This window comes from Bradyrhizobium sp. UNPA324, from assembly GCF_006658635.1.
GTDB classification, from domain to species: domain Bacteria; phylum Pseudomonadota; class Alphaproteobacteria; order Rhizobiales; family Xanthobacteraceae; genus Bradyrhizobium; species Bradyrhizobium nanningense.
In genome coordinates this window covers 6,522,108-6,535,695 of the sequence record NZ_LFJD01000004.1, presented here as the reverse complement: position 1 = coordinate 6,535,695, position 13,588 = coordinate 6,522,108, and the positions used below count along the sequence as shown (strand labels likewise).

The following is a 13,588-nucleotide window of genomic DNA, read 5'->3' as shown; positions in this document are numbered from 1 at the left end:
CCCTGTCGCGCGGCTTGAACGCCGCGTCGCCTGTCCTTACGCGGGCCGGAAGCCGGCCTGCTGCAGCGCCGCGCGCGCCTCGTCCGAGCGAAGCGCATCGAGAAAAGCCCGCACTGCCGGCCGGTCTTTGCGCGCCGTCACCAGAGCGAAATCATAATGCTCTTCCGCGAGCGGAATGAAACCGAGGCCGGCCGCATGGGCGACCGGCGCAATGGTCATGCCCCAGTCGGCGCGGTGCTGTGCCACGGCCGCCGCGACAGCGTTGTGCGACCGCGGCTGGTTCCAATAACCCTCGGGGCGCGCACCGCCGAGCAGACGGTCGATCAGGATGCGCGTGCCAGCACCCTGGTTGCGGTTGACCATGATGCAGGCGGGATCTTTGAGCGCGGCGGCGACCGCCTCCCTCGCATCAAGGCCCTCGAAACGTTGGTCGCCCTTGCGGAAGACGATGCCCTGCATCCGCCGCCAGCCCGGCACGAGTTCGAGTCCCTCGACGAGATAGGGCGAGTTGTAGGTCTCGCTCTTGTCGTCGAACAGATGGATCGGCGCGAGATCGCATTCGCCGCGCTTGGCCGCCGCGAGGCCGCCAAGACTGCCGACGGCGATCGAGCGCACGGCGAGACCGACATGCGCGAGCCCAGCGGTGACGAGATCGAGGCCCGTGCAATGGCTGCCGATAATGACGAGATCGGGCACGCGCACGTGCGGCGTGAACAGCGTCACCTCGGTTTCGGTGCCGGCCGGCATCTGGTCGGCGAGCGCATCGATGCGCAGAAAGCCGTCGGCCTGCGCGAAGGACGTGATCGCGCCGGAGCCTTTGCCGGAGGGATAGGCGATCAGGCGATCCCGCCCCTCGACCAGCGAGACCATGACGAACTCGGTGCGGCCGAGCTCGGACGCAATGCGCACCGGCACGGTCGCGCTCACCTTGGCATCCGAGCGCGGCGGCAGGCCGGCCAGCTTGCGCAGCACCGGCACGATCATGTCGTGGAAGGTGAACATCGCCGAGGTCGGAAAGCCCGGCAGGATCACCACCGGCTTGCCGTCGCACACCGCAAGGCACAGCGGCTTGCCGGGCTTGAGCGCAACACCATGCGCGATGATGCCGGGCTCGCCGAGCCGGCCGATAATGCGATGGGATAGGTCGCCGGCGCCTTTCGAGGTGCCGCCTGACAGCACCAGCATGTCGGCATCGGCGAGCGCGCCGCGCATGGCAGCTTCGAGCCTGGCTTCATCGTCGGGAATCGCACCCAGAAAGACCGCCTCGCCACCATTCTCGTCGATCGCGGCCGCGACGATGGCGCCGTTGGTGTCGTAGATCGCGGCGGGCGGAAGAGCCGCGCCGGGCTGAACCAGTTCATCGCCGGTCGAGATCACGGCAACAAGCGGCTTGCGCGCGACCTTCACCTCGGCGATGCCGCAAGCCGCCAGCATGCCGATCTCGCGCGAGCCGATGATGGTGCCGGCACGCAGCAGCGCCTCGCCGCGCGCAATGTCGGATCCGGCGTAGGACACGAATTGCCCGGGAGACGTGGCGCGACGAACCTCGATTGCATCCGACCCCGCCGGCTGGGTGTGCTCGACCATGACGACGGCGTCGGCGCCACGCGGCAGCGGACCGCCGGTGGCGATCGGCGTTGCGGTTCCCGCCGCCACCTGCAGCGCCGGCGCAGTGCCGCAGTGAATGGTCTCGCCGTTCAGCACAAGGCGCACGGCCGCGCCTTCCCCGGCCGCCGCAAGGTCGGCGGCGCGCACGGCGAAACCGTCGACATTGGAGCGGTCGAACGGGGGCACGTCGATTGGCGCCGTGATGTCTTCGGCAAGCGCTTTACCGAGCGCATCGGCGAGCTTGCGCGTTTGGCACGGAAGCGCGCGTGGAAACAGCGCCGCCTCGAAGCGCGCCAGCGCCTCTTCACGCGAGAGGATTTTGAGGAATTGCTCCTGTTCGAGCACGCTGCGATCTGGCGGTTTTGGGATCATCGTCATGCCGGAACTGATATCACTCCCGGATTAGATAAGCATCGACCGGCTCACCTGCCGCAAATCCCTCGTGATTGCCGGGAATGAGCAACCATGCATCGGCACGGGCAATCGCCTGAAGCGGCCATTCGCCCACGGCAAGCGGCCTCCACGTCCTATGTTCCTCAGCCAGCAGCACCATTTCGGCGATGCCAACGCCGGAGGCAATCTTGCGAGATAGCGGCAAGGTGATCTGACGGCGCGGCTGTCGCGCCGACAGGCGATCGACCAGCGGAAGCACGAGCGCGAACCACGCCGAGAGCGCCTGATCCGATGAACCGGGCAAGGCGACGGCGGGAACCCTGCCGAGCCGTGCGACTGCGGCGGTGCGTCCGGGCTGAAGTGCGAGACCATGAGCAAGCACCTCGCCGCGCTCGGCCAGTGCCGTGACGGCTGCGTCGTGGCGACCGACGCCGCTGCCGCCCATCGTCACGACAAGGTCGCAGGCGTCATCGGCGAGGGCCTCCGCGATCGATGCCGCAGCACGCGTGCCGGCTTCATGCATCTCCACGTGCAGTCCCGCTGCGCGCGCGATCTCGGCAATCAAATGAGCCGTCGTCGTCGCACCGGGCACATTGATGAGACGCAACCGCGGCCGGCGCACGCTCAGCTTGCCGACACCTGCAACGCGCGCGAGCAGCAGAGTGGCAGGCGTGACCGGACGCCCCTCTGCCACAACGGCTGTACGTTCTCCGATATCGCTGCCGGCGCGCCTGATGCCCTGCCCCGGCACGCCTTCCGCAAGCACCTGCACGAGCGGCCCCGACACTTCCACCGCATCGGCGTCGAGCACACAATCGCATCCCGCCGGCATCGCATCGCCAGCCTCGACCCATGCCGGCATTCGTGTCAGAGGCAGCGGCGAATAAGAGGAGGCGCCGACGAGGTCATTGGCGCGGAGCGCCCAGCCGTCCGTGGCGGCACTGTCGTGCGGCGGATGGGCCGCAAGCAGCGGAGTGCCCGCCGCAATGCACCCGGCTGCGTCGAGCAGCGGCAACTCCACCGGTGCAAGCGGCTCGAGCCCGTTCAACAACGCGGCGAGCGCGGCGTCGAGCGGTGTCAGCGATGGCGGCAGGCGCTGGGTCATGCGTCATGATGGACCATGCATCGCCCGGTTTGGCAACCGCCGGCGGTGCGGGCCTCAACCGCCTGACCTGTCCGAATTCGGGAAGAACAGCTGCTGCCCGTCGACCTTGTAGCCGGCGATCGCGGCCTGCCCCTCCGGCGAGGTCAGCCAATCGATGAAGGTCTGCGCGAGACCCTTCTTCACGTTCGGAAACTTCTCGGGATTCACCAGCATCACGCCATACTGATTGAGCAGCCGCCGGTCGCCTTCGACGACGATGTCGAGATCGCCGCGATCCCTGAACGAGATCCAGCTGCCGCGATCCGACAGCACATAGGCATTGGCGGCGCGCGCGGCGTCGAGAGCCGAGGCCATGCCCTGCCCCGCCTCGCGATACCAGGCGCCCTTGGCGCCGGCGATGTCGATGCCGGCGACGATCCAGAGCGCGAGCTCCGCGGCGTGGGTGCCCGACCGATCGCCGCGCGTCACGAACGGCGCGCCCTTGGCTTCGATCGCCTTCAGCGCCGTCACGATGTCCTTGCCCTTCACCGCCGCGGGATCGCTCTTCGGCCCGATCAGCACATAGTCGTTGTACATCACGTCGAAACGCTTCACGCCAAACCCGTCGGCGACGAATTTCTCCTCCTGCGGCCGCGCATGCATCAGCACGACGTCGGCCTCGCCTCTTCGCGGCCCGTTGAGCACCTCGTCGGCGCGCCGCGCGATCACGGTCACCTCGATGCCGGTCTTGTCGTGGAAGATCGGCAGCAGATAGTCGAGCAGGCCGGATTCCTGTGTCGCCGTCGTCGTGGCGAGGACGATGCTACGGTCCTCTGCGGATGACGCCGCAACGCCCGCGATGAGGCCGCAAAAGAGCGCGAATACAACGAACAGGCGGCCCATGATCAGGTTCCCACTGGCTAAGACGCGATCATGATGAGGATTGATTGCGCCCCACTCGTGACGGGCTTGCGCCGCCTAGCCGGGAAATTTCGGCAACGCCGGAGCGCCTTCCGGATCGTTCACCAAAGCAAAAACTGAGCGTGCGGATGTGTTGCAAAGCAGCGAGATGATCGGGCATGGTTCCGCTGACAGAATTGAAATGCAGAATTCCACCTGCGTCGAACGTCAAAAAGAAGCAAGAATTTGCATAGGAATGCAGGATGGAATTCCTGACGACCAGCGAAGCCGCCGACTATCTTCGGCTCGGCGAACGCAAGCTCTACGAACTCGTCACCACCGGCGCGATCCCCTGCACCAAGGTGACCGGAAAATGGCTCTTCCCGCGGCACGAACTCGATCTCTGGGTGCTGTCGGGCCTCGCGCGTCCGGCCGGCATGCTGATCGCGGAGCCGCCGCCGGTGGTGGGCGGCAGCCAGGACGAACTCTTGGATTGGAGCCTGCGCGAATCCGGCTCGGGCCTGGGATCGATGAGCGAGGGCAGCCTGCGCGGGCTCGAGCGCCTGCAGCGCAACGAGGTGATGGCGGCAGCGGTGCACTTCCACGGCCGGGATGCTTCCGACGATCTCGCCGTCGATGCCAGCATCGAAGCGCTGCGCGCAGCTCCCGACCTGCATGATGCGGTGCTGGTGGCGTTCGTGCGCCGCGAGCAGGGGCTTGTGCTGCCGCAAGGCAATCCCAAGCACCTGCACGGCCTGACCGACGTGCTCGCGCTCGGCGCCAGGATGGCGATGCGCCAACAGGGCACCGGCGCGCAGATGCTGCTCGACATGCTGCTGAAGCGCGCAGGCGCCTCGACGCGGGATTTGCGCCGGATCGAGCCGCCGGCCCTGACCGGGCCGGACCTCGTCGAGATCGTCCGCGCCGGCCAGGCCGATTGCGGCATCGCGACGCGCGCCAACGCCCGCTCGGCGGGTCTGGATTTCGTGCCGCTGGTCTGGGAGAACTTTGATCTTGCGATGCGGCAGCGCAGCTATTTCCGCCCCGCCATGCAGGCCCTGCTCCGGTTTCTCTCCGAAAGGCGCCTGCGCCAGCGCGCCGAGGAGCTGACCGGCTATGATCCCTCGCCCGCAGGGCAGATCCGGTTCGCAGCCTGATTGACGCCCGCCCCCAAATAGTTGCAAAAGAAACCAATTCAGCCGGGGGCACACCCGGGGCAACGCCGGCCAACGCGCCGGATCAGGGGAGGAGACACGTGAATCCAACGAGATTTGGACTACCGATCGCGGCCGCGTTGGCGGCAACGCTGATGTCGGGCGCCGCAATGGCGCAGCTTTCCGACGACGTCGTCAAGATCGGCGTGCTCACCGACATGAACGGTCCGGCCTCCGCGCCGACCGGCCAGGGCTCGGTGACGGCGGCGCAGATGGCGATCGACGATTTCGGCGGCACCGTGCTCGGCAAGCCGATCAGCGTCGTGGTCGGCGATCATCAGCTCAAGGCCGACATCGGCGCCTCGCTCGCGCGGCGCTGGTTCGATGTCGAGCAGGTCGACTTGATCGTCGACGTGCCGGTCTCGGCGGTCGGGCTCGCGGTGCAGAACATCGCCAACGAGAAGAAGCGGCTGTTCATCACCCACTCCACCGGCACCGCGGACTTCCACGGCAAGTTCTGCTCGCCTTACGCGATCCAGTGGGTGTTCGACACCCGCGCGCTCGCGGTCGGCACGGCGGACGCGGTGGTGAAGCGTGGCGGCGACAGCTGGTTCTTCATCACCGACGATTACGCCTTCGGCCATTCGCTGGAGCGCGACGCGTCCGCCGTCGTCACCGCCAATGGCGGCAAGGTGCTGGGCTCGGTGCGGCCGCCGCTGGCAACGCCGGACCTGTCCTCCTTCGTGCTGCAGGCGCAGGCCTCCAAGGCCAAGATCATCGGCATCGCCGCAGGCCCCCCCAACAACATGAACGAGATCAAGACCGGCTCGGAGTTCGGCGTGTTCAAGGGCGGCCAGCAGATGGCCGCGCTGCTGGCGCTGATCACCGACATCCACGGCCTCGGCCTGCAGGCGGCGCAAGGCCTGTTGCTGACCACCTCGTTCTATTGGGACATGGACGACAAGACCCGCGAATGGTCGAAGCGCTACTTCGCCAAGATGAACAAGATGCCCTCGATGTGGCAGGCCGGCGTCTATTCGAGCGTGATGCACTATCTCAACGCGATCAAGGAAACCGGCACCGATGATCCGCTCAAGGTCGCCGCCAAGATGCGCGAAAAGCCGATCGAGGATTTCTTCGCCCGCAACGGCCGCTTGCGGGAGGACAATCTGATGGTCCACGACCTCTGGCTGGTGCAGGTGAAGACGCCGGAAGAGAGCAAATATCCGTGGGATTATTACAAGATCCTCACCACGATCTCCGGCGACAAGGCGTTCGGCCCGCCGGACCCGACCTGCGCGATGGTGAAGAAGTGAGATTGGCGAGCGGCGAATAGGGAGTAGCGAATGGATTAACTCCATTCGCTACTCACCACTCGCCACTATTTCACCACCCCGATCTCGCGAAAATACTTCATCACGCCGGGATGGATCAGCTCCGGCCTTGGCGCGGCGGCGACCGTGTTCGACGCCGTGGTCTCGCAGGCCTGGGCGAGCTTCTTGCAGAAATTTCCCTCATTGCCGTGCAGCGTCTTTGCGAGGCGATAGGCAACATCGTCAGGCAAATCCTCGCGCGTCAGCACAAAGCTCCAGGAGCCGAGCGAGGCGATCGGCGCGTCCTGCTTCGGATAGCTATTCGCCGGCACCAGCAGCGGCTTCAGGAAGGAATGCTTGGCGCGGATGCGCGTCATCTCGTCGGCGGTCGGCGCGATGAAGCGCGCGCCTGACGCGCTCGAGGCGACCGCCGCAAAGCCGGGCCAGCCGATGCCGGCGCCCCACAGCGCGGCGACCCGGCCGTCCTCGACCATCGCGGGGCCATCGCCGGCGCGATCGAGATAGACGGCCTTGAAGTCCTCGTCCTGCTTCAGGCCGATGCCGTCCAGCACGTAGCGCGCCAGGATCGGCAGGCCAGAGCCCTTGGCGCCGAACGCGATCGGCTGGCCGATGAGATCGCGGATGGTCTTGTAGGGACTGTCCGCGCGCACCACGAACATGCCGGGATTGGAATAAATCGCCGTCAGGATCTTGAGCCGAACCGGCGCGCGGCCGATGCCGGCGAAGGCCTCATAGGCCGGCTCGCCCGCGACCAGCGCGAGATCGAGCTCGCCTTTCTCCAGAAGCGGGATGTTCTCGTTGCTGCCCTTGGTGTTGCGGGGCGCGATCGAGATTTGCGGATCGGCTGCGTTCATTACCTCCGCAAAGGCGTTGCCATAGAGCGGAAAGCCGCCGCCGGGCGTCGCGGTGCCAAGACTGATCGTGTGGCTGAGTGTCGTGGTCGGAATGGCGTTGCCTCCGGTCTGAGCAGCAGCGGGGCTGACGAGCAGCGCTGCGGCGAGAACGATAATCGCGAATCTCATGGTCGTCCCTGACGGGCCTGCGTCAACACCGACTTGCGGCGATGTAGGCAGCCGCCCGATTTTGTGAAAGCATGCCCCTAACGACAATAATGCAATGGGAGGCGTCATGTTGCGAATTTTGCGGTGCGGTGTTTTCGGGCTCGCAGTCCTTACAGGTCTTTTCAGCGCCACGCCTCCCGCCTCCGCCGCCTATCCCGACCGCCCCGTGCACTGGCTGATTGGATTTGCCGCCGGCGGCCCGGTCGACATCGTGGCGCGGATCATGGCGCAGTGGCTGTCGGACCATCTCGGCCAGCAATTCATCGTCGAGAACCGCACCGGCTCCGGCGGCAACATCGCCGCCGCCGCCGCGATCAACTCACCGCCGGACGGCTACACGCTGCTGTTCGTCGCGCCCAACAACGCGATCTCGACCTCGCTCTACAAGAAGCTGCCGTTCGACTTCCTGCGCGACACCACCCCCGTGGCCAGCATCATGCAGCTCACCAACATGCTCGTCGTCTCCAACGCGTTCCCGGCCAAGACGGTTCAGGAGTTCGTCGACTATTGCAAGGCCAATCCCGGCAAGATCTCCTTTGCCTCCTCCGGCAATGGCACCTCGGTGCACATGTCGGCCGAGCTGTTCAAGGTGCTGACCAAGTGCGACATGGTGCACGTGCCCTATCGTGGCTCGGCCATCGCCTTCCCCGACATCATCTCCAACAAGGTGCAGCTGATCTTCGACAATCTGCCGTCGGCCATGGAGCAGGTGAAAGGCGGCACTGTCCGCGCGCTCGGCGTGACCTCGCCGCAGCGCTGGCCGAGCGTGCCCGACGTGCCCGCGATCGCCGAGACCGTGCCGGGCTTCGAATCCGTCGGCTTCTACGGCATCTCCGCGCCGAAGGGCACGCCGCCCGAAGTGATCGAGACGCTCAACAAGGCCGTCGGCGAAGCGCTGAAGGACCCGAAGCTGGTCGCGCGCCTCACCGAGACCGGCGGCATTCCCAAGCCGATGACGCCAGCCGAGTTCGGCAAGCTCGTCGCGGACGAGACCGAGAAGTGGCGCAAGGTGGTGGAGTTCGCCGGGGTCTCGGTGGACTAGCGCCGGGCTAAGCCGCGAGCCTAACATTCGCCGGCAGGACATCGGAGGGGGCGAGGCAGGCCCCCTCCCATCAAAAGTCGCAAACAACCCCATGCACAGTAGACGAGGCCAGCAATTTCAATGAGTTAGCGGACGCGAAAAAGCCACCCTTCGCGAGGCGGTTTGCGTCGTCGGGCAAAACAGGGGTATACCGGCATCTTCGCCAATTTCGGTTATTTGAAAATGACTCGCGATGCCGCTCGGGCGTTCCCATCCGCCAGAGCCAGCATTGCACCCCCGCCTCCGTCCCTGTAAACGAACCGCGCACCGTTGCCGGCCGCACCTCCGCGGCCGCCTCGCGGCGGGGCCTGTAGCTCAATGGTTAGAGCCGGCCGCTCATAACGGTCTGGTTGCAGGTTCGAGTCCTGCCGGGCCCACCAGCCTTCGCTCGCTTCGCGAGCTTCGGCTCGGCAAGCCCGTGCCACGAACTCCGAGCGAAGCGAGTGAAGGCTGTCACGCCGAAGCCCGCAGGGCGAAGGCGGACTGGAGTCGACGAAATGCGTTGCCGAGGGTTCGCCGCTTCAGCTCGATGATGAGTTTTGTGCACTGTCGCCGTAATCCCGAGAGCTCTTCAGCCTCCATGATTTTCAAACCGGCCTCGGTTATTTTGACGACATCGGTCACGCACGATTCAAATTTTGTCTTTTGACCTTGGGGCAGGCAAATATCCGCCCACGCGGTCGTTGCCACCGTGTGCGGCGATGAACATGGCGACGGCCGACCGGCAACCGGACGTTCGACAACCGGCCTCTACACGTGCCCGTTTGGCCGCTCTTCTCCGCCAGTGCCGGATGGCGCTTCCAGGTCGAATGAGTATGATTGAGCATTGCAAGATCAGGAGGGCCGATCATGCCCTTGGACGGCCCCGTTCCGTTTTTCTCCCAAAACGCCGGTCCAAGCGGACCTGAGATCGATGATCCCACAGGTTGTTGGTACGCATGCGCACGAATGATGAGCGTGTACTACGGGGGCCCCTATTCCACACGCAAGGCAGTGCCGGAGCTCGACAACCCGGACGGGACTCATAAGGGGCTGCCGATGGCGGGGCCGGAATTAAGCACCTTCCTGAGAAATGAAAGATTGGTCCCTGTTACGACACGATTGACTACGCCGGACGATTTCGATGCGGTGCTGACCAACAGCGGGCCGATCATGGTCAATTGGTGGGTCCCTGGTCGCGGCCTTCACGTGTCGGTCATCGTCGGAATCATGGACAAGGACGTCGTCTTCCATGATCCCGCCGTTGGCCCCAATCAGTCGATGTTGGTGACAATGTTGAACCTTCGGCGCACCGGTCCGATCGGCGCCGTAAGCCCAATGTATGTGCGCGACCCAAAGGCCACAGGAAAGCGGCCGGTATCAACTCCGAACGAACTCGTTCTCGCATCGGACGGAGTAATTAAGAAATACCCGCTGCCGTGGCCGACGGGCTGGTGGCGCGTGTGGGACGGCGGCACATGGTACTACTACCTCGGCGACAACCGGATCGCGATGTCGAGCAAGACGGCGCCGTCCAATACCCAGCCGCCCGCCAAGACCAAGGTACACAACACCGGCACATGGGCTCGCACCTCGCCGCGGTCGCTCGTGGTCACCTGGAAGCAGGTCGCCGGCGCGCCGAAGAAGTGCGAAGAAACGTTCTGGAACGTGGTTGACGAGTGCGAGCGGATGAACGCGACCTCGAATTTGTACTCCCCGCTGGTGGCGACGCGGTTCCGGGCTCCGTGAAATGCGCCGGCCGCGGCGGCCCGGTTGCGCATCGAGCCGATGTGAAGCGTGGTGTCAGGCGTGCGGATCGACCGCCTTGGCAGGGAGCTTTGCCCCAGCTTGATTGGCCAACCGGCCGGCACCTGTGGGGATCAGAAAAGGAGTTGTCGCGGCGTAGGCGGCATATTCGGGAAAAGCCCGCCTCAGGATCCGCTCTTCGTTGATCATCCGTCGGCATTGGATCATCACGATCACGATGGCGAGGAGGACGGCAAGCGGTGAAAGGACCTGGAGTGTCATGCCGACGAGGGCAATCCCCTCGCAGAGATAGAGAGGATGCCGGACGATCCGATAAGGCCCTTTCGTCACAAGGCGCCTGGCTTCCGCTTGAATGCTGAAGGATCTCCCTAACCAGCGGAGCACCACGATAGAGAGCGAGGTACCCACCAGGATCAACGTCGTGGATACAGCCAACCAGATCGGGCCGAGCTCTGCCTTCGGAAGAAATGCGAGGACGATGCTCAAAAAAGTGCCCAGCAAAGCTGAGATCCGCGTCTCGATGCCCTGCGATTTCATGATCGGCGCTAGCCGGGCGATGGTTGTCAGCGCGACGAGGCCGAGGAACAGGGTGTTGGCAATTCTGGCCGCAACCGCAAGCCAGCCGTGGAGATTGTCCGGCGGAAGCAGCTGAGGGACGCTGGCGGCGCCTATCAGAGCAGACCCGCCATAAACGATCACGACAATTGCCCTGGCGGTCCAATCCAACCAAGAATTGACGCCGCGCCCGGCAATTTCCTTCCGGGCTATGACCGCCTGGTCGAGTTTGGCGTCAGTCACGGAGCAACCTCGCCTGTTCGAAACGTGCCTCATCAAAGGGCAGGCTGGCGGGGAGGTCAATTGGCCGGCCAGCCACGGCGGTCATGCCGTTCCCTGTGGGTTCCACAGCCTGATCATGGGATCGCATTGAACCCGCTGCTGTCGTGGCGAGACAAACGATGGAAGAAGACCATTAAGAAGTGGTGCTGGCATGCATTTGCACCGATCTGTGACATTGCGCCGTATCCTGTTTTTTGTCGCTGCGCTGATCATCTGTCACCCGGCATGGGCTGCGAATCGTGTCGCGCTCGTCATCGGAAACTCGGCCTACAAGAACGCCGCACTGCTTGCCAACCCGGCCAATGATGCTGCGATCGTTGAGGAGACGCTGAAGAAAGCGGGCTTCGACGTCGTCCAGACCCGCACGGATCTTCAGGCTGCCGAGATGCGGCGTGCGCTGCGCGATTTTGCCGATACGGCGCGCGACGCGGATGTCGCCGTCGTCTACTACGCAGGCCACGGCATCGAGCTCGAAGGTACGAACTACCTGATCCCGACGGACGCGACGCTCGAGCGCGACACGGATGTGTACGACGAAGCCTTTTCGCTCGAGCGAGTGCTGCTGGCGATCGAGCCGGCACGGCAGCTGCGGCTGGTGATCCTCGATGCTTGCCGCAACAATCCTTTCGCCGACAAGATGAAGCGGACGGTCGGCTCGCGGGCTGTCAGCCGGGGGCTCGCCAGGATCGAACCGGCGACCTCGAATACGCTGGTTGCCTTCGCCGCCAAGGCCGGCTCGACGGCGTCCGACGGTGGCAGCAAGAACAGTCCCTATGCTTCGGCACTGGTGAAATATATCGCCACTCCCGGCATGGACCTGCGCCGGGTGTTCGGCTTCGTCCGCGACGACGTCATGAAGGCGACCGGCAACAAGCAGGAGCCCTATGTCTACGGCACGCTTGGTGGCGACGACGTGCCGCTCGTGCCGGCACCGGCCAAGGAAGCGTCCAAGGAAGCGGCCGCCGCAACGCCTCAACCGGCCCCACCACCGCTGCCTGCAACTCCACCGGTCTCGGCGCGTGCCGAGATTCGCCAGGACTACGAGCTAGCCCTGCAGATCGGCAACAAGGATGCGCTGAACTACTTCCTTGCCCAGTATCCGGACGGCTACTACGCAAATCTGGCCAAGCTGCAGCTCGCCAAGATCGATGCGGAAGACAAGCGCGCCGCCGCAGCCGAAAAGGCGCGCCAGGCCGAGCAGGAGCAGGCGCGACTCGTCAACCAGGGTGCCCAGCAGACGCAACTGGCCAAAGCCGCCTCGGAGCTGAAAGCGGCGCAGGACGCCCGTGTGGAGGCGGAGAAGGCCAAGGAGACCGCGCAGCAATTGGCCGCGCAGGCCGAGCAGCGTCGCCGGGAGGCTGAAATAGCAGTCGCCGCAAAATCGGGCGCTCAGACCCCGTCGCAAGACGCCAACCCGAACTCGGACGCAAAACTGGCCGCGCGGTCGGCGCCACAGACGCCCGCGCCGGCACCGCCGCCCACTCCGCCGTCCAAAGCCGAGCTTGCAAAATCGGTGCAAGCCGAGTTGCGCCGAGTCGGTTGCTTCAGCGGACCGGCCGACGGCGACTGGGACGCGGCCTCGCGGCGTGCGCTCGAGTTGTACAACAAGAATGCCGGCTCCACGCTCGATGCCAAGGCCGCGAGCGCTGAGGCGCTCGAGGCGATCAAGCTCAAATCGGCGCGGGTTTGCCCGCTAGCCTGCAAATCCGGTCAGAGACGCGACGGAGATCAGTGTGTCAAGATCACCTGCGCCGCGGGCTACTTCCTGAATGACGATAATGACTGCGAGAAGCGCAAGGCCCGTCCGACACCATCTGCAAGGCTCGAGCGCCGGTACAGGGACCCCGAAGAGGCTCCGGAACGGCCTGCAAGGCCGCCGAAGCCCGAGGCTAGCGCTAGCGGAGGCGGCGGTGGCGGCATCGGCTTCATTCCGTTCTTTCTGCCCTGAGGATGCTCGGTAGCCGTCGCATACTTCATGCACCTCGTTAGACCCATCTCAAATCGGGCTAACGCATTCCGACAATCGGGTGCCTTACACCGCGAGTGCAAGCGCTTGGAACATGGCTGAAACTGCCGCCGACGCCGCAGCGAGCATGTCGAGGCGCCCGCCTTCTTCATCGCGGCGTGGAAAGGCACAAGGCCGTCAATGACGTCGTAAGTCGATCCAATCACCGCAAGAACCAAATCGTCGGTTTGGCGTTATCCCCGCGCTACGGCACCGTCTCGCGGAGGTCTCATGATGGACAACCAGGATCGGACGGCCTTAGTCCTATCAGCAGTCGCGTTGGCCATCGCCCTTGTGGTTGCATCCACGGTCACGATAGAGCACGTCAACACGCGCACGGCCAGCAACGACACGCCTCCCGGCACGACCGGGCTTGCCAAGCCGC

The 13,588-nt window shown here is 64.9% G+C and carries 11 protein-coding genes and 1 tRNA gene; 6 read left to right on the top strand and 6 right to left on the bottom strand.

The window, feature by feature from the left end:
- Nucleotides 1–36 precede the first annotated feature (36 nt).
- Genes UNPA324_RS31370 through UNPA324_RS31360 form a run of 3 tightly spaced genes read right to left on the bottom strand, consistent with a single transcriptional unit; the run spans nucleotide 37 to nucleotide 3,988 of the window.
- Nucleotides 37–1,986, bottom strand: a complete 1,950-nt coding sequence (locus UNPA324_RS31370) for a molybdopterin biosynthesis protein (RefSeq protein WP_181769585.1) — start codon at nucleotides 1,984–1,986, stop codon at nucleotides 37–39.
- 13 nt (nucleotides 1,987–1,999) lie between these two features.
- On the bottom strand, nucleotides 2,000–3,106 hold the full coding sequence (locus UNPA324_RS31365) for a molybdopterin-binding protein (protein WP_141937833.1): 1,107 nt from the start codon (nucleotides 3,104–3,106) through the stop codon (nucleotides 2,000–2,002).
- 54 nt (nucleotides 3,107–3,160) lie between these two features.
- Entirely contained in the window at nucleotides 3,161–3,988 is an 828-nt protein-coding gene (locus tag UNPA324_RS31360) for an ABC transporter substrate-binding protein (RefSeq protein ID WP_141937831.1), read from the bottom strand.
- A gap of 260 nt (nucleotides 3,989–4,248) precedes the next feature.
- On the opposite strand from UNPA324_RS31360, the gene UNPA324_RS31355 reads away from it, so the two are divergent.
- Both UNPA324_RS31355 and UNPA324_RS31350 read left to right on the top strand, forming a co-directional pair.
- Entirely contained in the window at nucleotides 4,249–5,142 is an 894-nt protein-coding gene (locus tag UNPA324_RS31355; RefSeq protein ID WP_141937828.1) for a substrate-binding domain-containing protein, read from the top strand.
- A gap of 98 nt (nucleotides 5,143–5,240) precedes the next feature.
- Nucleotides 5,241–6,455 carry an ABC transporter substrate-binding protein gene (locus UNPA324_RS31350; protein WP_141937826.1) on the top strand — a complete coding sequence of 405 codons (1,215 nt, stop codon included), beginning with the start codon at nucleotides 5,241–5,243 and terminating at the stop codon, nucleotides 6,453–6,455.
- A 65-nt stretch (nucleotides 6,456–6,520) separates the two neighbouring features.
- Here UNPA324_RS31350 and UNPA324_RS31345 read toward each other — a convergent pair whose 3' ends face one another.
- The gene (locus tag UNPA324_RS31345) at nucleotides 6,521–7,495 is read right to left on the bottom strand and encodes a TAXI family TRAP transporter solute-binding subunit (protein WP_141937824.1); all 975 of its coding nucleotides are present in this window, start codon (nucleotides 7,493–7,495) and stop codon (nucleotides 6,521–6,523) included.
- A gap of 106 nt (nucleotides 7,496–7,601) precedes the next feature.
- Between UNPA324_RS31345 and UNPA324_RS31340 the strand changes: the two genes are divergently transcribed.
- Together UNPA324_RS31340 and UNPA324_RS31335 are read left to right on the top strand one after the other, a co-directional pair.
- Nucleotides 7,602–8,576: a Bug family tripartite tricarboxylate transporter substrate binding protein gene (locus UNPA324_RS31340; protein WP_128916025.1), complete on the top strand. Its 975-nt coding sequence runs from the start codon at nucleotides 7,602–7,604 to the stop codon at nucleotides 8,574–8,576.
- Between the two features lie 343 nt (nucleotides 8,577–8,919).
- Nucleotides 8,920–8,995 (top strand) — tRNA-Ile (locus tag UNPA324_RS31335).
- 73 nt (nucleotides 8,996–9,068) lie between these two features.
- On the opposite strand, the gene UNPA324_RS35440 is transcribed toward UNPA324_RS31335, so the two are convergent.
- Nucleotides 9,069–9,239, bottom strand: a complete 171-nt coding sequence (locus UNPA324_RS35440; protein WP_181769584.1) for a hypothetical protein — start codon at nucleotides 9,237–9,239, stop codon at nucleotides 9,069–9,071.
- Between the two features lie 225 nt (nucleotides 9,240–9,464).
- Between UNPA324_RS35440 and UNPA324_RS31325 the strand changes: the two genes are divergently transcribed.
- The gene (locus tag UNPA324_RS31325; protein WP_141937822.1) at nucleotides 9,465–10,343 is read left to right on the top strand and encodes a papain-like cysteine protease family protein; all 879 of its coding nucleotides are present in this window, start codon (nucleotides 9,465–9,467) and stop codon (nucleotides 10,341–10,343) included.
- Between the two features lie 54 nt (nucleotides 10,344–10,397).
- Here the strand turns inward: UNPA324_RS31325 and UNPA324_RS31320 are convergent, their stop codons facing one another.
- Nucleotides 10,398–11,159 (bottom strand): methyltransferase family protein, encoded by a 762-nt coding sequence (locus UNPA324_RS31320; protein ID WP_246667255.1) that lies wholly within the window; start codon nucleotides 11,157–11,159, stop codon nucleotides 10,398–10,400.
- Nucleotides 11,160–11,349: 190 nt separating this feature from the next.
- Between UNPA324_RS31320 and UNPA324_RS31315 the strand changes: the two genes are divergently transcribed.
- A complete protein-coding gene (locus UNPA324_RS31315; RefSeq protein WP_141937819.1) occupies nucleotides 11,350–13,146 on the top strand; it encodes a caspase family protein in 1,797 nt (598 codons plus the stop codon).
- Nucleotides 13,147–13,588: the final 442 nt, after the last annotated feature.

Coding starts and splice junctions, on each gene's coding strand:
- UNPA324_RS31370 (WP_181769585.1), bottom strand. CDS start 1,986: ATGACGATGATCCCAAAACCGCCAGATCGCAGCGTGCTCGAACAGGAG.
- UNPA324_RS31365 (WP_141937833.1), bottom strand. CDS start 3,106: ATGACCCAGCGCCTGCCGCCATCGCTGACACCGCTCGACGCCGCGCTC.
- UNPA324_RS31360 (WP_141937831.1), bottom strand. CDS start 3,988: ATGGGCCGCCTGTTCGTTGTATTCGCGCTCTTTTGCGGCCTCATCGCG.
- UNPA324_RS31355 (WP_141937828.1), top strand. CDS start 4,249: ATGGAATTCCTGACGACCAGCGAAGCCGCCGACTATCTTCGGCTCGGC.
- UNPA324_RS31345 (WP_141937824.1), bottom strand. CDS start 7,495: ATGAGATTCGCGATTATCGTTCTCGCCGCAGCGCTGCTCGTCAGCCCC.
- UNPA324_RS31340 (WP_128916025.1), top strand. CDS start 7,602: ATGTTGCGAATTTTGCGGTGCGGTGTTTTCGGGCTCGCAGTCCTTACA.
- UNPA324_RS31325 (WP_141937822.1), top strand. CDS start 9,465: ATGCCCTTGGACGGCCCCGTTCCGTTTTTCTCCCAAAACGCCGGTCCA.
- UNPA324_RS31315 (WP_141937819.1), top strand. CDS start 11,350: ATGCATTTGCACCGATCTGTGACATTGCGCCGTATCCTGTTTTTTGTC.